Source organism: Pseudomonas sp. TH08, from assembly GCF_016651275.1.
In the GTDB taxonomy this organism is placed as follows: domain Bacteria; phylum Pseudomonadota; class Gammaproteobacteria; order Pseudomonadales; family Pseudomonadaceae; genus Aquipseudomonas.
Genome location: NZ_JAEKEE010000006.1, coordinates 543327 through 568537, shown reverse-complemented (window position 1 = coordinate 568537; position 25211 = coordinate 543327). Strand labels below are relative to the sequence as shown.

Annotated in this window: 22 protein-coding genes; 14 read left to right on the top strand and 8 right to left on the bottom strand. The window is 60.1% G+C overall.

Annotated features, from left to right (window positions below; all coding sequences use genetic code 11):
• Positions 1-106: 106 nt before the first annotated feature.
• Positions 107-2953 (bottom strand): RNA polymerase-associated protein RapA, encoded by a 2847-nt coding sequence (gene rapA / locus JFT91_RS28900; protein WP_201234627.1) that lies wholly within the window; start codon positions 2951-2953, stop codon positions 107-109.
• Between the two features lie 240 nt (positions 2954-3193).
• On the opposite strand from rapA, the gene JFT91_RS28895 reads away from it, so the two are divergent.
• The gene (locus tag JFT91_RS28895; protein WP_201149558.1) at positions 3194-3535 is read left to right on the top strand and encodes an aspartate-semialdehyde dehydrogenase; all 342 of its coding nucleotides are present in this window, start codon (positions 3194-3196) and stop codon (positions 3533-3535) included.
• Here JFT91_RS28895 and JFT91_RS28890 read toward each other — a convergent pair.
• The 3 genes from JFT91_RS28890 to JFT91_RS28880 form a co-directional block, all read right to left on the bottom strand.
• Complete coding sequence (locus tag JFT91_RS28890; protein ID WP_201234625.1) at positions 3505-4716, bottom strand: aminotransferase class V-fold PLP-dependent enzyme; 1212 nt, start codon at positions 4714-4716, stop codon at positions 3505-3507. The genes JFT91_RS28895 and JFT91_RS28890 overlap by 31 nt on opposite strands.
• The gene (locus JFT91_RS28885; protein WP_201234623.1) at positions 4713-5183 is read right to left on the bottom strand and encodes a RidA family protein; all 471 of its coding nucleotides are present in this window, start codon (positions 5181-5183) and stop codon (positions 4713-4715) included. The genes JFT91_RS28890 and JFT91_RS28885 overlap by 4 nt, the downstream gene beginning before the upstream one ends.
• A gap of 88 nt (positions 5184-5271) precedes the next feature.
• Positions 5272-6138: a LysR substrate-binding domain-containing protein gene (locus JFT91_RS28880; protein WP_201234621.1), complete on the bottom strand. Its 867-nt coding sequence runs from the start codon at positions 6136-6138 to the stop codon at positions 5272-5274.
• A 185-nt stretch (positions 6139-6323) separates the two neighbouring features.
• Between JFT91_RS28880 and JFT91_RS28875 the strand changes: the two genes are divergently transcribed.
• Positions 6324-6485, top strand: coding sequence for a hypothetical protein (locus JFT91_RS28875; protein ID WP_201227655.1), 162 nt, complete (start codon positions 6324-6326; stop codon positions 6483-6485).
• A gap of 145 nt (positions 6486-6630) precedes the next feature.
• The gene (gene ccoM / locus JFT91_RS29905; protein WP_003222396.1) at positions 6631-6744 is read left to right on the top strand and encodes a cytochrome c oxidase subunit CcoM; all 114 of its coding nucleotides are present in this window, start codon (positions 6631-6633) and stop codon (positions 6742-6744) included.
• 2089 nt (positions 6745-8833) lie between these two features.
• On the opposite strand, the gene JFT91_RS28870 is transcribed toward ccoM, so the two are convergent.
• Together JFT91_RS28870 and JFT91_RS28865 are read right to left on the bottom strand one after the other, a co-directional pair.
• Positions 8834-10309: an inorganic phosphate transporter gene (locus JFT91_RS28870; protein ID WP_201227654.1), complete on the bottom strand. Its 1476-nt coding sequence runs from the start codon at positions 10307-10309 to the stop codon at positions 8834-8836.
• A 374-nt stretch (positions 10310-10683) separates the two neighbouring features.
• On the bottom strand, positions 10684-10884 hold the full coding sequence (locus JFT91_RS28865) for a hypothetical protein (protein WP_008080067.1): 201 nt from the start codon (positions 10882-10884) through the stop codon (positions 10684-10686).
• A 655-nt stretch (positions 10885-11539) separates the two neighbouring features.
• Between JFT91_RS28865 and pcaR the strand changes: the two genes are divergently transcribed.
• From pcaR to pcaC, 11 genes are all read left to right on the top strand, one after another.
• Positions 11540-12382, top strand: a complete 843-nt coding sequence (gene pcaR, locus JFT91_RS28860; RefSeq protein WP_122591571.1) for a pca regulon transcriptional regulator PcaR — start codon at positions 11540-11542, stop codon at positions 12380-12382.
• Between the two features lie 294 nt (positions 12383-12676).
• Complete coding sequence (gene pcaK / locus JFT91_RS28855; protein WP_201234619.1) at positions 12677-14023, top strand: 4-hydroxybenzoate transporter PcaK; 1347 nt, start codon at positions 12677-12679, stop codon at positions 14021-14023.
• A 274-nt stretch (positions 14024-14297) separates the two neighbouring features.
• Positions 14298-15155 carry a CoA transferase subunit A gene (locus JFT91_RS28850; protein WP_201234617.1) on the top strand — a complete coding sequence of 286 codons (858 nt, stop codon included), beginning with the start codon at positions 14298-14300 and terminating at the stop codon, positions 15153-15155.
• Complete coding sequence (locus tag JFT91_RS28845; protein ID WP_201149565.1) at positions 15155-15934, top strand: CoA-transferase subunit beta; 780 nt, start codon at positions 15155-15157, stop codon at positions 15932-15934. Before JFT91_RS28850 ends, JFT91_RS28845 begins: the two co-directional genes overlap by 1 nt.
• On the top strand, positions 15931-17136 hold the full coding sequence (pcaF, locus tag JFT91_RS28840; protein ID WP_201234615.1) for a 3-oxoadipyl-CoA thiolase: 1206 nt from the start codon (positions 15931-15933) through the stop codon (positions 17134-17136). Before JFT91_RS28845 ends, pcaF begins: the two co-directional genes overlap by 4 nt.
• A 36-nt stretch (positions 17137-17172) precedes the next feature.
• The gene (gene pcaH, locus JFT91_RS28835) at positions 17173-17877 is read left to right on the top strand and encodes a protocatechuate 3,4-dioxygenase subunit beta (protein ID WP_201234614.1); all 705 of its coding nucleotides are present in this window, start codon (positions 17173-17175) and stop codon (positions 17875-17877) included.
• 1 nt (position 17878) lies between these two features.
• Complete coding sequence (gene pcaG, locus JFT91_RS28830) at positions 17879-18445, top strand: protocatechuate 3,4-dioxygenase subunit alpha (protein ID WP_201234613.1); 567 nt, start codon at positions 17879-17881, stop codon at positions 18443-18445.
• A 253-nt stretch (positions 18446-18698) separates the two neighbouring features.
• On the top strand, positions 18699-19994 hold the full coding sequence (locus JFT91_RS28825) for an MFS family transporter (protein ID WP_201227649.1): 1296 nt from the start codon (positions 18699-18701) through the stop codon (positions 19992-19994).
• Between the two features lie 45 nt (positions 19995-20039).
• Entirely contained in the window at positions 20040-21404 is a 1365-nt protein-coding gene (locus tag JFT91_RS28820) for a 3-carboxy-cis,cis-muconate cycloisomerase (RefSeq protein WP_201234612.1), read from the top strand.
• Positions 21405-21416: 12 nt separating this feature from the next.
• Positions 21417-22208: a 3-oxoadipate enol-lactonase gene (pcaD, locus tag JFT91_RS28815; protein WP_201234611.1), complete on the top strand. Its 792-nt coding sequence runs from the start codon at positions 21417-21419 to the stop codon at positions 22206-22208.
• A gap of 10 nt (positions 22209-22218) precedes the next feature.
• Entirely contained in the window at positions 22219-22611 is a 393-nt protein-coding gene (pcaC, locus tag JFT91_RS28810; protein WP_011332825.1) for a 4-carboxymuconolactone decarboxylase, read from the top strand.
• Between the two features lie 105 nt (positions 22612-22716).
• On the opposite strand, the gene JFT91_RS28805 is transcribed toward pcaC, so the two are convergent.
• A complete protein-coding gene (locus JFT91_RS28805) occupies positions 22717-23523 on the bottom strand; it encodes a methyltransferase domain-containing protein (RefSeq protein WP_201201326.1) in 807 nt (268 codons plus the stop codon).
• Between the two features lie 255 nt (positions 23524-23778).
• Positions 23779-25038 (bottom strand): OprD family porin, encoded by a 1260-nt coding sequence (locus JFT91_RS28800; RefSeq protein WP_201234609.1) that lies wholly within the window; start codon positions 25036-25038, stop codon positions 23779-23781.
• Positions 25039-25211 lie beyond the last annotated feature (173 nt).

The window sequence follows — 25211 nt, the reverse complement described above, 5'->3', positions numbered from 1 at the left end:
AGCGTCCCTTGAGGCATTCCCACGCGGAGCGTGGGAACGATCTGCGGAAACAAAAAGGCCCGCATCGCTGCGGGCCTTCTTGTTTTCAGCGCTGGAGCAGGGCGGTTTAGCCCGCCACCAGCACCCGAATCGCTTCCAGTCGCAACGCAGCCTTGTCCAGCATTGCCAGACCCTGCTCACGCTGTTGGCGCAACGCATCCAGTTCGCTGTCACGCACGGTCGGGTTGACCGCTTGCAACGCGGTCAGGCGCGCCAGTTCTTCGTCGGTGTCGGCCGCCAGACGACGGCGCGCTTCGGCGACGCGCTCGGCGTGACGTGGGGTGATCTTGTCTTCACCGGCGTTGATCCGTGGCGTCAGCTGATCGCGCTGGGCCTGGATGAACTTGTTGGCGCTGGCACGTGGCACGCTTTCCAGCTGATCGTTCAGCGTTTCGAACGAGACGCGAGACGACAGATCGTTGCCGTTGGCATCGAGCAGGCAGCGCAGGGCGGCCGGCGGCAGGTAGCGGCCCAGTTGCAGCGAACGCGGCGCAACCACTTCGCTGACATAAAGCAGTTCCAGCAACACGGTGCCCGGTTTCAGCGCCTTGTTCTTGATCAGCGCGACGGCGGTGTTGCCCATCGAACCGGATAGCACCAGATCCATGCCGCCCTGCACCATCGGGTGTTCCCAGGTGATGAACTGCATGTCTTCGCGCGACAGCGCCTGGTTGCGGTCGTAGGTGATGGTCACGCCTTCGTCGTCACCCAGCGGGAAACTGGCGTCGAGCATCTTCTCGCTTGGCTTGAGGATCAGGGCGTTTTCCGAATGGTCTTCGCTGTCGATACCAAAAGCATCGAACAGTGTTTCCATGTAGATCGGCAGGGCGAACTGATCGTCTTGCTCAAGAATGTCTTCGACCAGCGCTTCACCTTCGCCAGCGCCGCCGGAGTTGAGCTCCAGCAGACGGTCGCGGCCAGTGTGCAGCTCGGCTTCCAGGCGCTCGCGCTCGGTGCGCGCTTCGTCGATCAGCGCTTGCCACTCGCTGTCATCGGCTTCTTCGAGCAGCGGCAGCAGGCGTGGGCCGAACTGATGCTGCAAGGCGTTACCGGTCGGGCAAGTGTTGAGGAACGCGTTAAGTGCTTCGTGGTACCACTGGAACAGACGCTGTTGCGGGCTGGTCTCCAGGTACGGCACGTGCAGCTCGATGATGTGCTTCTGGCCGATCCGGTCGAGACGACCGATACGCTGCTCAAGCAGATCAGGGTGCGACGGCAGATCGAACAGCACCAGGTGGTGAGCGAACTGGAAGTTGCGACCTTCACTGCCGATTTCCGAGCAGATCAGCACTTGTGCGCCAAATTCTTCGTCGGCGAAGTAGGCGGCGGCGCGATCACGCTCAAGGATGTTCATGCCTTCGTGGAACACTGTGGCCGGGATGCCGGAACGCACGCGCAGCGCGTCTTCCAGATCCATCGCGGTTTCGGCGTGGGCGCAGATCACCAGCACTTTGGTGCGTTTGAGCATTTTCAGCTGATCGATCAGCCACTCGACGCGTGGGTCGAACTTCCACCAGCGTTCTTCTTCGCTGGCGTCCGGCTGCGCCTGGAAGCTGACTTCCGGGTACAGCTCGGCGTGTTCGCCCAGCGGCAGTTCCAGATATTCGTCGGGGCACGGCAGCGGGTACGGGTGCAGTTTGCGCTCCGGGAAACCCTGGACGGCGGCGCGGGTGTTACGGAACAGCACGCGGCCGGTGCCGTGACGGTCGAGCAGTTCGCGCACGAGGCGGGCACTGGCTTCAGTGTCGCCATCGTTGACCGCGGTCAGCAGCGCATCGCCTTCGTTGCCGAGGAAGCCGTGAATGGTCTTGTGTGCTTCAGGTGACAGGCGACCCTTGTCGAGCAGTTCCTGAACGGCTTCGGCCACCGGGCGATAGTTGTCGCTCTCGGCGCGGAAGGCGGCCAGGTCATGGAAACGGTTTGGATCGAGCAGGCGCAGACGCGCGAAGTGGCTGTCTTGGCCAAGTTGTTCCGGGGTGGCGGTGAGCAACAGTACACCTGGAATAGTCTCGGCGAGTTGCTCGACGAGGGTGTATTCAGGGCTGGCTTTTTCTTCGTGCCAGACCAGGTGGTGCGCTTCGTCGACCACCAGCAGGTCCCAACCGGCAGCGAACAGAGCGTCCTGCGCTTTCTCGTCGTCGACCAGCCACTCCAGCGCAACCAGCGCCAGTTGGGTGTCTTCGAACGGGTTGCTGGCATCGCTTTCGATGAAGCGTTCTTCGTCGAACAGCGCGACTTGCAGGTTGAAGCGGCGGCGCATCTCCACCAGCCACTGGTGCTGGAGGTTTTCCGGGACGAGGATCAGCACACGATTGGCGCGGCCCGAGAGCAGTTGGCGATGGATCACCAGGCCGGCTTCGATGGTTTTGCCCAGGCCCACTTCGTCCGCCAGCAAAACCCGCGGCGCGATACGGTCGGCAACTTCCCGGGCGATGTGCAACTGGTGCGCGATTGGCTGTGCGCGAACACCGCCGAGGCCCCAGAGCGACGACTGCAACTGACGGCTGGTGTGCTCCAGCGTGTTGTAACGCAGGGAGAACCACGCCAGCGGGTCGATTTGCCCGGCGAACAGACGGTCGCTGGCCAGACGGAACTGAATGAAGTTCGACAGCTGGGTTTCCGGCAGGGTAACGGCTTCGTTCTGGCCGTTGAGACCGTGATAGACCATCAGCCCGTCGACGTCGTCGACTTGCTGCACGGTCATTTTCCAGCCTTCGAAGTGGGTAATGCTGTCACCCGGCGAGAATCGCACGCGAGTGAGGGGCGCATTCCGTAGCGCGTACTGGCGGGTTTCGCCAGTGGCCGGGTAAAGCACGGTCAACAAGCGGCCGTCCTGTGCCAGAACGGTGCCTAAACCAAGCTCTGCTTCGCTGTCACTGATCCAGCGTTGCCCCGGTTGATACTGCTGCGCCATGCTGCCTGACTCCCACCTTGAAAAAGCGGGCTATCTTAACGGAATGCGACCCTGAGGCCAAAGGATTAGGCGCAGTGGCAAGCATTTAGCCACAAGCTGCAAGTACAGACAGAAGCAGTCATCCGTCAGTTTTCAAACGATTTGCGGCACCCGTGAGTGCCAACCCGGTCACAAGTTTGCGACCGACGGCTCAAGCCATCATCGCCCAAGCCGATAGCCTGCTGACAGGAGACCCTTAATATGTTGCCACCGATGCTCCCCTTGAGCGCCGTGCCGATCACTTCCCAGCAGGATCCGATCCGCCAGCGGCCGGACATTCCGCCAGTGGTGCCGGTGCAGGAAAGCTCCAACGAAAGCACGATCGATCTGCAAAAGCGTGATCCCGAGGAAGATAGACTGATGGCGCGCGAAGAACAGCGCCGTCAGCAGGAACGTGATCGCCGTCGCCGCGAAGCCGACGAAGACCCGGAAGAACATCTGGCGGTGCCGGGTAACGAGTTGAATGCCGACAATACCGTGCCGGTGGTGCCGTTGATGGAAGATCAGCCGCGTCAGGGTTTGTGGGTCGATATCGAAATCTGAGGCTGAGCGGCCAGTTCAGCCAGATTTGCCAGCAACACTTCGATTTCCTCTTCCGTATTCAGATAACTCACCGACACCCGCGCAATGCTGTCCAGCCCGCGTGCTTTCATGTCCAGCGGCGTGTAGGCGACGCCATTGGCGCCGATGTTGATGCGGCGTGCGGCCAGTGTCTGTTTGAGCGCAACACAGTCCCAACCTTTGAGCGTGAAGGCGATCAGCCCGGATTGCAGCTGCGCCGCGCCGAGATTGCACAGGGTCAGGCCGGGAATCGTCTGCAAGCGTTCACGCAGCAAGCGGCTTGATTGCTCGATGCGCCGCCGGATCGATATCGCACCGATTCGATTGTGTTCCTCCAACGCATTCGCCAATCCGGCCAGCAAGGCCAGCGACACTTCACTGGTCTCGAAACGCCTGGCGTCATTGCGCAAGTTGAAGCGCTGGCCGTCCCACGGCGCCGACAGTACATCGCGTTGCGCCGGCAGCAAGCGTTGCAGGAATTGCGCGCGGATATACAGCAGCGCAGTGCCGCGCGGGCCCCGCAGAAACTTGCGCCCGGCGCCCTTGAGCACGTCGCATTGCAGGGCCTGAACATCACAGGGCAACTGCCCCAACGCTTGGCCGGCGTCGATGAAGTAAGGAATACCGTGACGCTGGGCGACCGCACCGATCTGCGCCGCCGGGTTGATCAGGCCACCGTTGGCGGGCAGCCAGGTCAGGGCGATCAGGCGCACATTGCGATCAATCATCTGCGCCAGTGCCTGTGGATCGACGGCGCCCTTGGCGTCGCAGGGAATCACCTCCAGCCGCGCGCCGGCCTTTACCGCCTCAGCCATGCAGGCCAGATTGCCGGCCCATTCATGACGGCCCACCAGAATCCGCTCGCCCGGCTGCCATGGTTCCAGCGCGTTGAACGCCTGACTCCAGGCGGCCGAGCCGCTGCTGGCAAACGCAATGTCTTCGGGTTGCGCATTGAGCAGCGCCGCGGCGGCGGTTCGAGCCCTTTCCTGCACCTCACCGTCGGCCACTTCCATGGGCCCGCCAAGCGCTTCGCGTTGCAGCTGTGCGATCACGGCATCGAGGGTGGCTTGGCTCGGAAGTGAGGCACCGGCGTGGTTGAAGTGGATGACGTTATTGCAACCTGGGGTTCTTGATCGCAGAAACGCGATGTCCTCGACATTCACGGCTGGAGCTCAAAGATTGCGTCGATTTCCACTGCCACGCCACTTGGCAGGCTGGAAACACCGACCGCCGTGCGCACATGGCGACCCTTTTCGCCCAGGGCATTGACCAGCAGATTCGATGCGCCATTGGCGACTGCGCCCTGACGCTGGAAGTCAGGCGTGGCGGCAACAAAAACACCGAGACGAATGATCCGCGCCAGTTTGCTCAGATCGTCACCCAAAGCATCACTCAGCTGTGCGAGCAGGCCCAACCCAGCGAGTTCGGCGGCGTTGACCCCTTCCTCTTCGGAGATTGTTTCGCCGAGTCGGCCGATGAATGCGGGTTTGCCGTCCAACAGTGGAATCTGCCCGGAAATGAATAGCTGGTTCTGGCTGACGACGTGACTGATGTAGTTGGCGATAGGCTGGCTCGGCGCGGGCAGTTGCAGGCCGAGTTGCTGGATGCGGTGCGTGAGTGAGTCGGTCATGGCAAGTCCTCCGGAATAAGGACTTCAGCATGTTGCCGAGTAGCGGGGTGGACAAACGGATAGATTTAATCCGACGTATCCAAATAACTCATGCGTCGGCGATCTCTTCCAGCCACTGGCTGAAACTCTGCACTGCCAGGCTTGGAGGACGTTCGGGCGTGACCAACCAGTATCCAATTTCACTGTGCATGGGCGGCGTGTCGAAGGCAGGAACCAACGCACCTTCCTTGAGCCGGCGTTCGATCAGGCGCTGGCGACCCATCGCTATGCCTTGGCCGGCGACGGCGGATTCGACCACGATGTTGTAGTCGTGCAGCATGACGCTGGGCACATGAGCCAGATCGATGCCGCTGTGTTGCTGCCAGTCGATCCATTCGAACGGCTGGTGCGACTTGGCCATCAGCAGCGGCCCATTATTGACACCTTTCGCCTTGGCGGCGGGACTGCACACCGGGGTCAGGGTTTCGCTCATGAAGCGTCGGGTGCGGACTTTCGGCCAGCCGCCCTTGCCATAGCGGATAGCCAAATCGACTTCGCCACCGCCGACATCCGCCAATTGCACGGCGGGCAGCAGTTCGACATGAATGTGCGGATGTTTTGCGTTGAAATCCGCCAGTCGCGGGGCCAGCCATAACGTGGCGAAGGAGGCGAGCAGACCGATGCGCAGAATGGCCGGTTGTTCGCCGCGCAGCTGCCGGGTGGCTTGGGCGATGGCGGCGAGGGCGGGTTCGATCTGCCGGTAATACGACGCGCCGGCGGGCGTCAGGTCGATGGCCCGTGTGCGCCGGACAAACAGGCGCAGGTTGAGGAATTCTTCAAGCTTTTGCACTTGGTGGCTGATCGCACTTTGCGTCACCGACAACTCATCGGCAGCCTTGATAAAGCTCAAGTGGCGGGCCACGGCCTCAAAGGCGCGCAGGGCCATCAGCGGCGGCAGATCCTGATGTAGCGGCACGTCAAACATCCTATGGGGCCTGGTTCCAGGCGCCGATTGTGCGTGGAAATCCGGCCGCGGGTACATCAATTGTTGAAGGTGCGTTGTGTCGATGGCTGGTCAGCGCTGGCGTCAGGCTGCATTATTGGTTCAGTCCTGCCAGTGATGCGGCAGTTGTGATTCTTTCAAGCGATGTACCGAACGCCATGAGCCAAGACGACAAACTGATCGACCTCAGCACTGAACGCGCGAAGCGGGTGCATGACATTAAAGAGAAGCGCCTGAATGAGGTGCGTCAGGCTTTCGAGCAGGCGATGCCGTTGGGCAAAACCAAGAAAAAGTCGAAGAACAAGCCGAAAAAGCGTTGACCTCCCCCTGCATCCGTTGATGCAGGTCAGTTATTTTCCCTCCTTTATCCCCCTTCGTTGCTGGCATTGATCCCGGTCAATTTGTGCGCCTGTGTGTTTGGTAACTTAGCTCCATCGCAGCAGAGCAGGGGCCAGGAGGCCAGTCATGTTTTTCGATAACGTGGTGTTTGCCGGGGTGCTGACTGTCGGCCTCATGGTTCTGTTTTTTGCAGGGTTTGGATTTTTTATCTGGAAGGATGCGAATAAGCGCAAGAAGTGATTCTTCTGGATTGATGAGCACGCAAGGCATTTTGGGCAACTTCGGTTGCCCTTTTTTGCCTTGGCGGCCTGTGGGCCGACCATGTTGTTGGTTGTTTTTGATGTATATCCGTTTTTTGGGTGATGGCTGCTTGGGGTTCCGCCCTTACGGCGGGTCACTTTTGGCAGACGCCCCAAAAGTAACCAAAAGGGCTTTACCCTGACGTTCGGCCCTCGCTTAGGCTCGGGTTCCTTCGCTCCGGGATTGATCCGGGCGCATCGCCTACGGTTTGCTGCGCTGCACCTCCTCTCGATGCATTTGGCTTCGCCAAACGGTCGCTGCGCTCCCACCCCCGGATCAATCCCTCCACTCAGCCTGCCGACGGGCTCCGAGATCAAGAGCGGTACTCGAGCTAACGCTCATTGTGTTGAGTGGGGCGGCATGCGCCGCGTTTGGGGTGTACTGGTTTTTTGTGGGAGCTGGCTTGCCAGCGATGGCGGCCTTACAGCCGACCAAGCTCTGGCGGTGGTACTCATTCCGTGTAGGAGCTGCCGAAGGCTGCGATCTTTTGATCTGTTTTGGCTTTAGCTTTGCTGTTGCTCTCCAGCCCCTTCGGCAGGCCGAGCGTAGGTGTTCATCCGGGGGTTAGGCGCGCAGCGCCGTTTGGCGAAGCCAAACACATCGAGAGGAGGTGCAGCGCAGCCAGCCGTAGGCGATGCCCCCGGATGGACACCGTAGCGAGGGAACACTGAGCCCAAGCGAAGTGCCGTACGCCGGGGCCAAGCCTTTTGGGTTACCTTTTCGGCGTCTGGAAAAGGTGACTCGCTGTAAGAGCGAAACCCTAAGCAGCCATAACCGCAGCAACGGATATGCCCCTAAACCTCAATCCCACCCCCCAAAAAAAACAACAAAATCAAAAGATCGCAGCCTTCGGCAGCTCCTACAGGGGATAAATCAGGCTGCGTTCTTTTGATCTGTTTTGGCTCTTGATCTTCAGCCCCTTCGGCAGGCCGAGCGGAGGTGTTCATCAGGGGGTAGGCGCGCAGCGCCGTTTGGCGAAGCCAAACACATCGAGAGGAGGTGCAGCGCAGCAAACCGTAGGCGATGCCCCCGGATGGACACCGTAGCGAGGGAACACTGAGCCCAAGCGAAGTGCCGTACGCCGGGGCCAAGCCTTTGGGTTACCTTTTCGGCGTCTGGAAAAGGTGACTCGCTGTAAGAGCGAAACCCTAAGCAGCCATAACCGCAGCAGCGGATATGCCCCCAAACCCCAATCCCACCCCCCAAACAACAAAATCAAAAGATCGCAGCCTTCGGCAACTCCTACAGGGGATAAATCAGGCTGCGTTTTTTGATCTGCTTTGGCTGTTGATGTCCAGCCCCTTCGGCAGGCCGAGCGAAGGTGTGCATCCGGGGGTAGGCGCGCAGCGCCGTTTGGCGGAGCCAAACACATCGAGAGGAGGTGCAGCGCAGCCAGCCGTAGGCGATGCCCCCGGATGGACACCGTAGCGAGGGAACACTGAGCCCAAGCGAAGTGCCGTACGCCGGGGCCAAGCCTTTTGGGTTACCTTTTCGGCGTCTGGAAAAGGTGACTCGCTGTAAGAGCGAAACCGCCAGAAACATCACCCGCAGCAACGGATATGCCCCCAACCCCAATCCCAACCCCAACCCCCGAAACAACAAAATCAAAAGATCGCAGCCTTCGGCAGCTCCTACAGGGGAAAAGTCAGGCTGCGATCTTTTGATCTGCTTTGGCTTTTGCCCTTCAGCCCCTTCGGCAGGCCGAGCGGAGGTGTTCATCAGGGGGTAGGCGCGTAGCGCCGTGCGGCGAAGCCGCATTCATCGAGAGGAGGTGCAGCGAAGCAAACCGTAGGCGATGCCCCCGGATGGGCACCGTAGCGAGGGAACACTGAGCCTCAGCGAAGTGCCGTACGCCGGGGCCAAGCCTTTTGGGTTACCTTTTCGGCGTTTGGAAAAGGTGACTCGCTGTAAGAGCGAAACCGCCAGCGGCAACACCCGCAGCAACGGATATGCCCCCCCAACCAAACCTCCAAAAAGCAAAAAAGGCGCGATCCTCTCGAATCGCGCCTTTTTCATTGAACGCTATCTATCAGCTACCCAGCGCCTTCGAAGCCAGCCAGAACAACCCGGCCGACAGCCCCACCGTCGCCGGCAGGGTCAACACCCACGCCAACAGAATGGTACGAACCGTGCCACCCTGCAGACCGCTCTTGTTAGCAACCATGGTCCCAGCCACGCCCGAAGACAGAACGTGAGTGGTCGACACCGGCAAGCTGAAGATGTTGGCCAAGCCAATCAAACTGGCCGTAGTGATCTGCGCCGACATGCCCTGCGAATAGGTCATGCCCTGCTTGCCGATCTTCTCGCCAATGGTCAATACCACACGTTTCCAACCCACCATGGTGCCCAGGCCCAAGGCCAGCGCAACCGCCAGAATCACCCAGAACGGCGCATATTCAGTGGTGGTGGTCAGGTCTTTGCGCAGTTTGTCCAGATCAGCCTTTTCACGGGCTTCCAGGACTGGCAGCTTGCTGACTTTCTTCGCGGTGTCGTCCAGGCACAGCAGGTAGCGACGGACTTCTACACGGCTGTCGGAGGACAGCGAATGATAGTCGGCGACACCTTTAAGGGTGTGCAGGAGGGCGCTGATGGTCGGTTCGGTCTGCTGCGGATTGCAGCGGAACTTCTCCGGCAGGTCGCCTTCCACGCTTTTGCCCAGCGCGAGGAATTCACCCAGCGAATCGGCATTGCGCTGATAGAACTGGCTCAGGTGCAGCGTCGCGTCGCGAGTACGTTCGATCTGGTAAGTGGTGCTGTTCAGGTCGAGTACGAACTGCGCTGGGACAATACCGATCAGTACCAGCATGATCAGGCCGATGCCTTTCTGACCATCGTTGGAACCGTGCACGAAGCTCACGGCCATGGCCGAGATCACCAGAACCAGACGGTTCCAGAACGGTGGATGCTTCTTGTCGTCGAGCTTGCGGCGCTGTTCCGGCGTCTTGTGCATCTTCGACAGAGGGCGCCACCATTTCAGGCCGATCAGCACCAGTGCAGCGATCAGGAAACCGGCCATGGGCGAGAACACCAGCGAAGCGCCGATGTCGATCGCTTTCTGCCAGTTAACCCCATCGGCCAACGGGATATCGTTGATCAGGGCATTGGCCAGGCCGACACCGAGGATCGAACCGATCAGGGTATGCGAGCTGGACGCCGGGATACCGAAGTACCAGGTGCCGAGGTTCCAGGTGATTGCCGCGGCAAGCAACGAGAACACCATCGCCAGGCCATGGCCGGTGTTCACATTGATCAGCAGCTCAACCGGCAGCAAGTGGACAATGGCATACGCCACGCCAACGCCACCCAGCAGCACGCCGAGGAAATTGAACACACCGGAGAAGAACACCGCCAGATGAGGCGGCATGGCTTTGGTGTAGATAACAGTGGCTACCGCGTTAGCGGTGTCATGAAATCCATTGATGAACTCGAAGGCGAGGACAAAAGTCAGGGCGAGCAAGAGGCTCACAAGCACCCAAGCATCCAGTCCGCTGAATAAATCGATCATGAAGGTTTTCTGACCCGGTCGTAAGGGGGCGCGATTATGCCAGAAAAGTCTCGAAATCGATGCCCTACCTGCTCATCGGTAACACTCTTCTTCGATTTAATTTGTTGCAGCGCATGAAAACCAAGCGTCACGCAGGGTTTTTCAACTCTTTGAATTTATTGAAAAAATACTCAAAGGTAAGGTGTTTTTGCGGGCGTATGAACGGCTCAAACGCTTGTCTGAAATATCTCTGAAACCTGTAGGCCGCTCTGTTTCAGCCTGCAAGACAGGGAGATAGCCGCTGCCCGCGGGTAGCGGGCGCGCAAGGCATCGTCGTTCCACCGCGCTTGTAACCGGTGCGTTCGCTGACCTTCGAAAGATTCAAGAACCGCGACTCATGGCTCTTCGGCTTTGAGTTCCTTTTCGATCTTTTCAATCTCTTGCTTGAAGACCTGATCCTGAACGGTGGGGCGTTTACGCCACGCTTTGCGTTCCGGTTCTGGCTGAGCGGCGTAGGTGGTGACTTCCCCGCCGTAAACTTCCTTGTAACGTTGTTCCTGGCGCTCAAGTTCCGCGCGCAGTTCGTCTTTCGTCACAGTGCTACCTGTTTGAGTTGAGATAAATGTCTGGTGAAACGCACTGCAACGAATCGATTGAGCGAACCCGTCGAAAGCGCAACGCCTGTGCAGGCATTGGTGTCATCGGCAGGGCGTTCAAGACTTCCGTGTTACAGGCGGCTACGGCACCAGATTAAAACTGACGCAGCATCAGTTTCCAGTTTCAGCGAGCGCTGCTATTGCATGGGTAATGAACATCAGGCGCTGGCCGGGGCTGACGGCGATAGGCATCGCGTCAACAGGTGGCGACCTCGGCGATTAACAACGCGGTGCCACTGAGGTGCATTATAGCGGTCGATTCAGGAATGACTATCTTTGCCAAGTTAAAAACGGTTCTGGATGTGTGATCGTTTTGTTACTCGCAAGTTTTGTCTCTAGTTGAAGTGCGAATAAACCGTTATTCGTCAGGCGATCTGTTTTTGGCGCCATTTAGTCGATCAACTAAGGGGGCAATTCAATCGGCTGCGCAAGTTGAGCAGCGATCACAAGGCCGGGTGAGCGCGGCAGCGTCGATTGCGATTATCGGTCGACGGTTCGATAATCGCCCAATGTTGGTGCCTCAGCCCTTGTGCATCGTGCGCCAAGTCGTTTGTATAGCCATTGATCCGCGCGGGATCCGTATAAAGGACAAGAAATGAACGATCAAATGCGCAACTCCTTCACCTCCGTGGCGCCGCCGATTGTTGCCTCGCCCGCCAAGCGGATCCAGGCGCTGACCGGTGATCCGGATTTCATGACCTCGCTGGCCCGAGGCCTGGCAGTGGTTCAGGCCTTTCAGGAGCGCAAACGCCACCTGACCATCGCCCAGATCAGCCACCGCACGGAAATTCCCCGTGCCGCCGTGCGCCGCTGCCTGCACACCTTGATCAAGCTCGGCTACGCCACCACCGATGGCCGTACCTATTCGCTGCTGCCGAAAGTGCTGACCCTCGGCCATGCCTACTTGTCGTCGACACCGTTGGCGGTGTCGGCCCAGCCTTACCTCGACCGCATGAGCGAGCAACTGCACGAGGCCTGCAACATGGCCACGCTGGAGGGCGACGACATTCTCTACATCGCTCGTTCGGCCACGACCCAGCGGCTGATTTCGGTGGATCTGTCGGTGGGTGGACGCCTGCCGGCGTATTGCACCTCGATGGGACGGATTCTGTTGGCGGCGCTGGATGACACGTCGCTGGGTGAATACCTCGACCACGCTGAACTGGTCGCCAAGACCAGCCGCACGATCCACACCCCGGATGCTTTGCTCGAATGTTTGCAAGAGGTGCGGCAGCAAGGCTGGTGCATCGTCGATCAGGAGCTGGAGCAAGGTTTACGCTCGATTGCCGTGCCGGTTTACGACGCCTCGGGCCAGGTTGTCGCCGCGCTCAACGTCAGCACCCATGCCGGTCGCGTCAGCCGTACCGAGTTGGAGCAGCGCTTCCTGCCGGGCCTGCTCAGTGCCAGCCGCGACCTCAGTGCGCAGTTGTTTGCCTGATGAAGCTGTTCGATAAACGCACAGTGTTGCGTTTATCGAATTGACGCTAAAACCCTCGGATCATTAATGTCGCGGCAGCGTCATCCGGCGCTGATGTGAATGAGCCCGCCGGACTGCCGACTCCCATAATAATGACAAGAGGCAACTCACCATGCGCATGATCCCCGACTGTCTGCGTTCCAGCCGCTGTTGCCGAGCTCAGCGCAACGCCTGATTACAACCTTCTATTCTTGTGCCCGTGCCGCTCTTTGGCCGGCCGTCGTTCGACTGCGTTTTTTGCGTGGAATAAAAATAATGAACCAGCCTCAGTCCGCTGTAGGTAACTGCCTCGACGTGCAGACCTTCATCAACGCCCAACCGATCTCGCGCTATCAGTGGCGGGTGGTGATCCTGTGTTTTCTGATTGTGTTTCTCGATGGCCTCGACACCGCCGCGATGGGTTTCATTGCCCCGGCGCTGTCGCAGGACTGGGGCATCGACCGCGCCAGCCTTGGCCCGGTGATGAGTGCTGCGTTGATCGGGATGGTTTTCGGCGCACTCGGTTCCGGGCCTTTGGCTGACCGCTTCGGACGAAAAGTCGTACTGGTGGGGGCGGTTGTGTTGTTCGGCGCGTTCAGTCTGGCGTCGGCGTACAGCAGCAACGTTGAACAGCTGTTGGTGCTGCGCTTCTTGACGGGGCTTGGTCTGGGCGCGGGGATGCCGAATGCGACCACGCTACTCTCGGAGTACACCCCGGAGCGCAAGAAGTCGCTGCTGGTGACGAGCATGTTTTGCGGCTTCAACCTCGGTATGGCGGGCGGCGGGTTTATTTCCGCAAAACTGATCCCGGCGTTCGGTTGGCACAGCCTGCTGCTGATTGGCGGGATCCTGCCGTTGATCCTCGCTGTGGTGCTGCTGTTCTGGCTGCCGGAATCAGCGCGCTACCTGGTCGTGCGTAACCGTGGCACTGACAAAGTGCGCAAAACCCTGGCGCCGATTGATCCGGTTGTCGTCGCCCAAGCCTCCAGCTTCAGTGTGCCGGAACAGAAAACCGTGAAGGCGCGCAACGTGTTCGCGGTGATCTTCTCCGGCACTTACAGCACCGGCACCTTGCTGCTGTGGCTGACCTATTTCATGGGCCTGGTGATTGTTTACCTACTGACCAGCTGGCTGCCGACACTCATGCGCGACAGCGGCGCGAGCATGGAGCAGGCGGCGTTCATCGGCGCGTTGTTCCAGTTTGGCGGGGTATTGAGCGCGGTGGCTGTGGGATGGGCGATGGATCGGTTCAATCCGCACAAGGTCATCGGCATTTTCTACCTGATGGCCGGGGTGTTTGCCTACGCGGTCGGGCAGAGCCTTGGAAATATCACGCTGCTGGCGACTTTGGTGCTGGTGGCCGGGATGTGTGTGAACGGTGCGCAATCGGCGATGCCGTCGCTGGCGGCGCGGTTTTATCCGACTCAGGGACGGGCGACCGGCGTGTCGTGGATGCTCGGGATTGGCCGATTTGGCGCGATTCTCGGGGCGTGGATGGGCGCGACGTTGCTCGGGTTGGGCTGGAACTTTGAGCAGGTGTTGACGGCGTTGGTGATTCCCGCAGCGCTGGCCACCACTGCGGTGGTGATCAAAGGCATGGTCAGTCATGCGGATGCGACCTGAATTTCAGCGCATGATCGTTCCTACGCTCTGCGTGGGAACGCCTCAATAGACGCTCTGCGTCTGCTTTTGGACGCGGAGCGTCCTGGGCTGCGTTCCCACGCGGAGCGTGGGAACGATCATTGTTAGGGAAGTAACAATCTGTTCGATAAACGAACACTCAGTCGATTATCGGATTGTTTGGCGATTTTCCCAGGCTTAATCTTCAGTCACTCCGGCGCTGAACCTCGCGCCTTTTTATCACTGGCGATTCATTACAAAAACGGGAGCCCGCTCCATGGCTGAGATCCTTTCGCTGCACGACGCGGTGAAGCAATTCGTCAACGACGGCGACACCGTCGCGCTCGAAGGCTTCACTCACCTGATCCCTACGGCGGCAGGTCATGAAATCATTCGTCAGGGCAAGAAAGATCTGACCCTGGTGCGGATGACGCCCGACCTGATCTACGACCAACTGATCGGTGCCGGTTGCGCACGCAAACTGATTTTCTCCTGGGGCGGTAACCCGGGCGTGGGTTCGCTGCACCGTCTGCGTGACGCGGTCGAGAAACAATGGCCGCACCCACTGGAAATCGAAGAACACAGCCACGCCGACCTGGCGAATGCCTACGTCGCCGGCGCATCCGGCCTACCGTTTGCGGTACTGCGTGCCTATGCCGGTTCCGACCTGCCGAAGGTCAATCCGCTGATCAAATCCGTCACTTGCCCGTTCACTGGCGAAGTACTGGCGGCGGTGCCGTCGGTGCGACCGGACGTTACCGTGATCCACGCGCAGAAGGCCGACCGCCAAGGCAACGTCCTGCTGTGGGGCATTCTCGGTGTGCAAAAGGAAGCCGCACTGGCTGCCAGGCGCTGCATCGTTACCGTCGAGGAAATCGTCGACAACCTCAACGCGCCGATGAACGCCTGCGTGCTGCCGACCTGGGCCTTGAGCGCGGTCTGCCATGTGCCCGGCGGCGCGCATCCGTCCTACGCCCACGGTTACACCGAGCGTGACAATCGTTTCTATCAGGCGTGGGATCCGATCGCTCGCGACCGTGAGACGTTTACCGCTTGGATCAACGAATACATCCATGGCTGCGCTGACTTCAGCGAGTTCCAGGCCAAGTTGGCCGCTGCTTCGGAGGCCAAGTAATGACTTACACCACCAATGAAATGATGACCGTCGCCGCAGCCCGTCGCCTGAAGAACGGCTCGGTATGCTTCGTCGGCATCGGCCTGCCGTCGAAAGCCGCCAACCTCGCGCGCCTGACCTCGTCGCCGGACGTGGTGCTGATCTACGAATCCGGCCCGATTGGCGCCAAGCCAAGCGTGCTGCCGCTGTCGATCGGTGACGGCGAGCTGGCGGAAACCGCCGACACCGTCGTACCGACCGGTGAGATTTTTCGCTATTGGTTGCAGGGCGGACGCATCGACGTCGGGTTTCTCGGTGCGGCGCAGGTCGATCGCTTCGGCAACATCAACACCACCGTGGTCGGCGATTACTTCTCGCCGAAAGTGCGTCTGCCGGGTGCCGGTGGCGCGCCGGAAATTGCCGGTTCGGCGAAAAGCGTGTTGATCATCCTTAAACAGTCGGCACGTTCGTTTGTCGACAAGCTCGATTTCATCACTTCGGTCGGTCATGGCGAGGGCGGCGATTCGCGCAAGCGTCTGGGCCTGCCGGGCGCCGGGCCGGTCGGAATCATCACCGACCTGTGCATCATGGAGCCGGAAGAGGGCACTCATGAATTTGTGGTGACCGCGCTGCATCCCGGCGTGACCCGCGAGCAAGTGGTCGCCGCCACCGGTTGGGCAATCCGTTTTGCCGATGACGTTGCGACTAGCGCCGAACCGTCCGAGGTCGAGCTGACCGCGCTGCGCGATCTCGAAGCGCGCACCGCCGCCGCCCACGGCCAGGCACCGGGAGAAGCATGATGCGTGACGTTTATATCTGCGACGCGATTCGTACCCCCATCGGCCGTTTCGGCGGCGGTTTGTCCGCCGTTCGCGCCGACGACCTGGCCGCGGTGCCGATCAAGGCCCTGATGGAACGTAATCCGTCGGTGGACTGGAACGCCATCGACGAAGTATTCCTCGGCTGCGCCAACCAGGCCGGCGAAGACAACCGCAATGTCGCGCGCATGGCGCTATTGCTGGCCGGTTTGCCGGAAAGCGTGCCGGGCGTGACCCTCAACCGGCTCTGCGCTTCGGGCATGGACGCCATCGGCACGGCATTCCGTGCGATTGCCAGCGGTGAGATGGAGCTGGCGATTGCCGGCGGCGTCGAATCGATGTCCCGCGCGCCGTTCGTGATGGGCAAGGCTGATGCGGCGTTTTCGCGCAACATGAAACTGGAAGACACCACCATCGGCTGGCGCTTTATCAACCCGCTGATGAAAGCGCAGTACGGCGTCGACGCCATGCCGCAGACCGCCGACAACGTCGCCGACGACTATAAAGTGTCGCGCGAAGATCAGGACGCTTTCGCTCTGCGCAGCCAGCAACGTACCGCCGCCGCGCAGGCTGCCGGCTTCTTCGCTGAAGAAATCGTTGAAGTGCGGATTGCCCACAAGAAAGGCGAAACCGTGGTCAGCCAGGATGAGCATCCCCGCGCCGACACCACGATTGAAGCACTGAGCAAATTGAAACCGGTCAACGGCCCGGACAAAACCGTTACCGCCGGCAACGCCTCCGGTGTTAATGACGGCGCCGCTGCACTGATTCTGGCCTCGGCCGAAGCGGTGAAAAAACACGGCCTGACCGCCCGCGCCAAAGTGCTCGGCATGGCCAGTGCCGGTGTTGCGCCGCGGGTAATGGGCATCGGCCCGGTGCCAGCGGTGCGCAAACTGATCGAGCGCCTCGGCGTAGCAGTCAGCGATTTCGACGTCATCGAACTCAACGAAGCGTTTGCCAGCCAGGGTTTGGCGGTGCTGCGTGAACTGGGTCTGGCGGATGACGCCGCGCAGGTCAACCCGAACGGTGGCGCGATCGCCCTTGGTCACCCATTGGGCATGAGCGGCGCGCGGCTGGTGCTGACGGCGCTGCATCAGCTTGAGAAAACCAATGGCAAGAAAGGTCTGGCGACCATGTGCGTCGGTGTCGGTCAAGGCCTGGCCCTGGCCATCGAACGCGTCTGACGCGAGCCGTGACGAATAAGAACTGAGGATAGCTAAATGTCTGACAAGCCTGGTTACCGTCGCCCGCAGGAAGGCACTCAGCCTGAGTACCTGCACCCGACGTATCAATCCACCAACCTGCGCTCGCCGTCGAAGCCGTTGGTGTTTCTGCCGCATTCGCTTTCGGAGATCACGGGCCCGACCATCGGTGCCGAGCGCGTCGCCGAGAAAGACAATGACCTGACCGCTCAACATGAGGGCGAGCCACAGGGCGAACGCATCATCATTCATGGCCGCGTGCTCGACGAAAACGGTCTGCCGGTGCCGGGAATCCTGGTGGAAATCTGGCAGGCCAACGCCGCCGGTCGCTACAACCACAAGCGCGACCTGCACGACGCACCGCTGGATCCGAACTTCACCGGCACCGGCCGCACCGTGACCGATGCCGATGGCTGGTATCAGTTCCAGACCATCAAGCCTGGCGCCTATCCGTGGGGCAATCACCACAACGCGTGGCGCCCGGCGCACATCCATTTTTCGCTGTTCGGGCCGAGCATCCTGACTCGCCTGGTCACGCAAATGTACTTCCCGGGCGATCCGCTGCTGGCCTACGACCCGATCTACAACTGCGTGCCGGACACCTCGGCCAAGGAGCGCCTGATCGCCAGTTTCGATCTGGAAAAAACCATTCCGTCCTACGCCCTCGGTTACCGCTGGGACATCGTGCTGCGCGGGCGTGAAGCCACGCCGATGGAGAAATAAGATGACGCTGACTGCGACCACGTCCCACACCGTCGGGCCGTATTACCACATCGGCCTGACCTGGCTGAACCGCGAAAACCTCACCGTTGAGCAAACCCTCGGCGAGCGCGTGGCGATCACCGGGCAGGTGGTGGATGGCAATGGTGATGTCGTCAACGACGCCATGCTCGAAGTCTGGCAAGCCAACGCGGCCGGCAAATACGACCACCCGGAAGACGAGCAGGACAAACCGCTGGACCCGAACTTTGAAGGGTTTGGCCGGGTGCCGGTGGACGCTGAAGGGCGCTTCCGTTTCACCACGATCAAGCCGGGCACGGTTGAGGGGCTGAAGGGTTCGACTCAGGCGCCGCATCTGGTGGTGCTGGTGTTTGCCCGTGGTTTGGTGAAGCACTTGCTGACGCGGATCTACTTTGAAGGCGAGCCGGCCAACGTTGATGATCCGTTGCTCGAATGTGTGCCGGCGGAACGCCGCGCGACATTGCTGGCGAAGAAGGATGAATCGGGTGTTTACCAGTGGAATGTGATTTTGCAGGGCACTGACGCCGAGACGGTGTTCTTCGATTATTGAACACTCCATCGGTGGTCAGCGATCAACTGTGGCGAGGGGATTTATCCCCGTTCGAGTGCGAAGCACACGCAAATCAGATACACGCGGTTTACCTGAAATAACGCGCTGAATGGTTTTGGGGCCGCTTCGCTGCCCAACGGGGATAAATCCCCTCGCCACAAAGGCTGGTCAAGAGCTGGGTGATGATCCAATGTGGAACGGGACTGTTGCAAAGTATGTCTAGACTCTCACTGTCCCTATCGAGTGAAAAACAATGACAACCACCACCTCCCATTACACCGGTGAAGAGCGCAGCAAGCGCATCTTTGCCATTGTCGGCGCCTCGTCCGGCAACCTCGTTGAATGGTTCGACTTCTACGTCTACGCCTTTTGCGCGATCTATTTCGCCCCGGCGTTTTTCCCCTCAGATAACCCCACGGTGCAGCTGGTCAACACCGCTGGCGTGTTCGCCGCCGGCTTCCTGATGCGGCCGATTGGCGGGTGGATTTTCGGCCGGCTCGCCGACAAGCACGGGCGCAAGAAATCGATGCTCATCTCGATTCTGATGATGTGTTTCGGCTCGCTGCTGATCGCTTGTCTGCCGACCTACAACACCATCGGCGTCTGGGCGCCCTTGCTGCTGTTATTCGCCCGCTTGCTGCAAGGCCTGTCGGTCGGCGGCGAGTACGGCACCACCGCCACCTACATGAGCGAAGTCGCCCTCAAGGGCCAGCGCGGATTCTTCGCCTCGTTCCAGTACGTGACGTTGATCGGCGGGCAACTGCTGGCGGTGTCGCTGGTGGTGATCCTGCAGCAGTTCCTCACTGAAGATGATTTGCGTGCCTACGGCTGGCGCATCCCGTTTGTGGTCGGTGCGGTGGCCGCGTTGATTTCGCTGTTCCTGCGTCGCAGCTTGAAAGAAACCACCAACAAGGAAACCCGTGATCACAAGGACGCCGGCAGCATCGGGGCGCTGTTCCGCGATCACAAAGCGGCGTTCATCACCGTGCTCGGTTACACCGCCGGTGGCTCGCTGATTTTCTACACCTTCACCACCTACATGCAGAAGTACCTGGTGAACACTGCCGGCATGCACGCCAAGACTGCCAGCTACATCATGACCGGCGCGCTTTTCCTTTATATGTGCATGCAACCGCTGTTCGGCATGCTCGCCGACAAGATTGGCCGACGTAACTCGATGCTGTGGTTTGGCGCCCTCGGTACGCTGTTCACCGTGCCGATTTTGTTGAGTCTGAAAAGTGTCAGCAGTCCATTCCTCGCGTTTGTGCTGATCACCGTGGCGCTGGCAATTGTCAGTTTCTACACCTCGATCAGTGGCCTGGTGAAAGCCGAAATGTTCCCGCCTGAGGTGCGCGCACTCGGCGTCGGCCTGGCGTACGCGGTGGCGAATGCGATCTTCGGGGGTTCGGCAGAATTCGTCGCCCTGAGCCTGAAGAACATCGGCATGGAAAACTCCTTCTACTGGTACGTTACGGTGATGATGGCGATCGCGTTCCTGTTCAGCCTGCGCTTGCCGAAACAGGCGGCGTACTTGCACCACGATCTCTAACCCGATGCGCGCGGGCCGTCATGGCCCGCGCCGGCAAGGACTTTTATGACTCAGCGACCGGGCAATCAATTGTTCGATGCCTATTTCACTGCCCGCGATATGCGCGAAGTGTTCTGCGATCAGGGCCGCGTGCAGGCCATGCTCGATTTCGAAGCGGCGCTGGCCCGGGCCGAAGCGCGAGTCGGGTTGATCCCTTCCTCAGCGGTTGCACCGATTGCTGCTGCGTGCAGCGCTGGTTTGTATGACTTCGCCGCGCTCGGTGAGGCGATTGCCACGGCCGGTAATTCGGCGATTCCACTGGTCAAGGCATTGGGCAAACAGATTGCTGCATCGGATGCCGAGGCCGAGCGCTATGTGCATTTGGGCGCGACCAGTCAGGACGTGATGGATTCCGGCCTGGTGCTGCAATTGCGTCAGGCGCTGAAATTGATTGAGGGTGACTTGGCGCAGCTGGCCGACTCCCTCGCCACCCAGGCGCAACGTTACGCAGCGACGCCGCTGGCCGGGCGTACCTGGTTGCAGCACGCGACGCCGGTGACCCTCGGCATGAAAATCGCCGGTTGGCTTGGCGCTTTGACGCGCAGCCGCCAGCGCCTGCGTGAACTCAAGCCGCGCCTGCTGGTGCTGCAATTCGGCGGTGCTTCCGGCACCCTCGCGGCACTTGGCGAACAGGCGTTGCCGATTGCTCAAGCGTTGGCTGAAGAACTGCAACTGACGTTGCCGGAACAACCGTGGCACACCCAGCGCGATCGTGTGGTGGAGTTCGGCGCGGTGCTCGGCTTGATCGCCGGCAGCCTCGGCAAAGTCGGCCGTGATATCAGCCTGTTGATGCAGACCGAAGCGGCCGAGGTTTTCGAGCCATCAGCGCCGGGCAAGGGCGGTTCTTCGACCATGCCGCACAAACGCAATCCGGTCGGCGCCGCTGTGTTGATCGGCGCAGCGACACGGGTTCCCGGGCTGGTTTCGACGCTGTTCAGCGCGATGCCGCAGGAGCACGAGCGTAGCCTCGGTCTGTGGCATGCCGAGTGGGAAACCTTGCCGGAGATTTGCTGCCTGGTGTCGGGCTCGCTGCAACAGGCGCGGTTGCTGGCTGACGGTCTCGAAGTCGATGCCGCGCGCATGGCACGCAACCTTGAGTTGACTCAAGGGCTGGTGCTGGCTGAAGCCGTGAGCATCGTGCTCGCGCAACGGGTTGGCCGCGACACCGCGCACCACTTGCTCGAACAATGCTGCAAGCGTGCGGTGGCCGAGCAGCGCCATTTGCGCGACGTGCTCGGTGACGAGCCGGCGGTGACGGCCGAACTGAGCAACGCTGAACTGGATCACCTGTTGAATCCCGCCTATTACCTCGGACAGGCGCAAGTCTGGGTCGAGCGCGCGGTAGCCGAACACAACGCATTGTCTGACTGAAAGGAGAGGGCTGTGGCTTTCGTTCAACTCGCCGATGGCGAACTGCACTATAAAATTGAAGGCCCGGTCGATGCACCGGTGCTGGTGCTGTCCAACTCGTTGGGCACTGACTTGCACATGTGGGACGCGCAGATACCGGCGTTTATCGAGCATTTTCGGGTGCTGCGTTTTGACACCCGTGGCCATGGCCAATCGTTGGTGACGCCGGGGCCGTACAGCATCGAGCAACTGGGTCATGACGTGCTCGGTTTGCTGGATGCACTGCACATCGAGCGCGCGCATTTCTGCGGGTTGTCGATGGGCGGATTGATCGGTCAGTGGCTGGGGATCAACGCCGGCCATCGTCTGCATAAACTGATCGTCTGCAACACCGCGGCAAAAATCGGCGATCCGTCGGTGTGGAATCCACGCATCGAAACCGTGCTGCGCGATGGCGCGGCGGCGATGGTTGCCTTGCGTGATGCATCGGTTGCCCGTTGGTTTACCCCCGATTTTTCCGCGGCCCATCCGGCAGCGGCCACGCAGATCACCGACATGCTCGCGACCACTTCGCCTGAAGGTTACGCAGCTAATTGTGCGGCGGTGCGTGATGCCGATTTCCGCGATCAACTGGCATCGATCAACGTACCGTTGCTGGTGATTGCCGGCACCGAAGATGCGGTGACCCCGCCGTCCGGTGGGCACTTTATTCAGGAGCATGTACGCGGCGCCGAGTACGCCGAGTTCTATGCGGCGCATCTGTCCAACGTGCAGGCCGGTGCCGATTTCAGTGATCGTGTGTTGGCGTTTTTGCAGGCTGAGTGAGGAAGTTTTTGTGGATGAGAAACAACGTTACGACGACGGCATGCAGGTTCGCCGCGCGGTGTTGGGCGATGCGCATGTTGACCGCAGCCTGACCACGCTGACCGAGTTCAACTCGGAGTTTCAGGAGATGATCACCCGGCATGCCTGGGGTGATATCTGGACACGTCCGGGCTTGCCTCGGCACACACGCAGTTTGATTACGATCGCCATGTTGATCGGCATGAACCGCGAAGGTGAGTTGAAACTGCATTTGCGCGCGGCGGCCAATAATGGAGTGAGCCGGGGCGAGATCAAGGAAGTGATCATGCAGAGCGCGATTTACTGCGGGATCCCGGCAGCGAATGCAACGTTTCATCTGGCGGAATCGGTGTGGGATGAGTTGGGTACCGAATCCCGCGAATAGTGGTTGCCCCTTCTGACGTCTTCGCGAGCAGGCTCGCTCCCACATTGGAATGCATTTCCCCTGTGGGAGCGAGCCTGCTCGCGAAAGCGGTAGTGGATGCGACGATCAGACCGTGGCGACAATAAATATCCGCTTGAACGCAAACAGCGTATGCCCATTCGCCTCCTGCGGATAATGTTTATGCACTCGCATCAGATAGTGATAGATAAACCGCGCCTGCTCCGCTGAATCCAGCGCCTGCATCACCGGTCGCAGTGCCGACACTTTGACCCAGTCATACACCGGCGATTTGCCGTCGACCACTTGCAACTGCTCGGTCTCCCAGATATCCAGCGAAGTGGTTAACGGTGCGAGCAAACGGTAGTAATCCTCCAGCGCCAATAACGGCTGCGCTGCCATGCGCTGGCGCAGTTCAGGCGTACCCAATGGTGTGCCGCCGGGGCCGCCGTCTTCGAGGGTGTCGAGCATCAATCGATACCACAACGCATCACGCCAATCTGGCATGTGCGCAGCCAGGCAGCCGCCGGTATTCAATTGACTGAGCAGCTTGGGCAGCAACGTTTGATGACCATCGATGAAGTGCAGCACGGCGGCGGCAAGCAGCAGGTCTGCCGGTTTTTCGGGCTGCCAGTCGAGCAGGTCGCACTGCTGCCACAAAGCTTTGATCGGCAGGCACCGCGCCTCTTCGAGCATTTGCGCGGAACTGTCGACGCCCAGCAACTGCGCACGTGGCCAACGTTTGGCCAACAGTTGCGTGGCAATGCCGGTGCCGCAACCGAGGTCATAAATGTGTTTGGGGTTTCGCAGGTTGACGCGGTCGAGCAGTTCGGTGACCGGGCGTTGCCTGAGGCGGGAAAACTGCTGGTACGCTTTGGCGTTCCAGTCGGGTGCGACGGTAAGTCGGGCGATCATGAGGCGGTCCTCTGCTGATCAACGGTGTCTTCCGATGACAACCTGGCTCACAACTGGGGGACCGACATCAACTAACGGAAGCGGGAAGGTTATTCACCTGAGTCCTTCAGGTTTGGTCACTTTACTCGCCGGCCGGCAAAGTGCCACTTCTCCTGACAAATGGCACGGTTCCCCTGTAGGAGCCGCCGCAGGCTGCGATCTTTTGACGTTGTTTCAGGATCAAAAGATCGCAGCCTGCGGCAGCTCTACAGGGGGTTACAGGAGGCTGATCGGGTAGCTGACGATCAAGCGGTTTTCATCGAACTCGTTGTTGCTGAAATCCCGGCGCATGGTCGAGTTGCGCCATCTGACGTTGAGGTCCTTGAGCGTGCCGCTCTGCACGGTGTAGGCCAGCTCCGATTCGCGGCCCCATTCCTTGCCGTCGGTGACGGTGCCGGTGTGCACGTTGTCGCCGCTGATGTAGCGGTTCATCAGGGTCAGGCCGGGAACGCCGAGCGCGGCGAAGTTGTAGTCGTGGCGCACTTGCCAGGAGCGTTCTTGGGCATTGTCGTAACTGGCGTTGTAGCTGTCGTTGGCCAGAGTGCCGCCGCTGGTGCCGTTGACGCGCATCCACGCACTGTCGCCAGTGAGTTTCTGCAGGCCGACGTAGAAGGTGTTGCCGCCGTATTTGGCGGAGAACAGGCCCGACCAGGTCTTGTTGTCGAGATCGCCGGCACGGGCGCTGCCGTCATCCTTGCCGTAGAAAAAACCGAGGTTGGCGCCTAACGTCCAGTCGCCGATTGGCTGACTGTGGATCAGGTTGACGTATTGCTGGCTGTAGATGTCCTTGAGTTCGGCATTCCACACACCGATTTGTGTGCGTTTCTCGTTGAACACATATTCGCCGCCCTGGAAATTGAAGCGATCGGACGTGAACGCCGCTTTGCCGAACATCGACATGTCACTCATGCTGCTGTCGTCGCGCGGGCTGTTGGCGCGGAACTGGCCGCCGTAGAGGGTCAGGCCATCGATTTCCTTCGAGGTGATCTGGCCGCCACGGAAGGTTTGCGGCAGTGAACGACCGTCGTCCGAACGCAGGATCGGCAACACCGGCATCCATTCGCCGACCTTCACTTCGGTCTGCGAGAGCTTGGCTTTAAAGGCGACGTTGGTGCGGCCGAAGTTGTCCGCCGGACGACCGTCGTGATCCAGCGGCAACAATTGCGTGCCGCCCGTGCCTTTACCGCCATCGAGCTTCACCGAGTACAAACCCAGCACGTCCATGCCGAAGCCGACGGTGCCTTGGGTGAAACCGGATTTAGCGTCGAGGATGAAGCTCTGCGTCCACTCTTCAGCCTTGCCCTGAGCCTTGGTCGGGTTGGTGAAGTTGCGGTTGATGTAGAAGTTGCGCAGGTTCAGGTTGACCTTGGCCCCTTCGATAAAACCGGCTTCTTCGGCAGCAGCGGGCAGCGCGATGCCGGCAAGGGCCAGGGCGATCAGCCCGGGAAATGCGTAAGGCACGGGGGAGGTGGTCATAGCTGGAGTCTCTCTTGTTTTTTTAGGGCGAACGGCGGCGCTGCGGCCGTTTTCAGCGGTGCAGAAATACGATGGATTCAGGGGGCGGAGCGGCGGCGATCAGCCGGACGGAGCAGGGCGCGAGAGCATGGTGACGAACCTGTTGTTATTGGTTTTGTGGATCGAATGGTGCG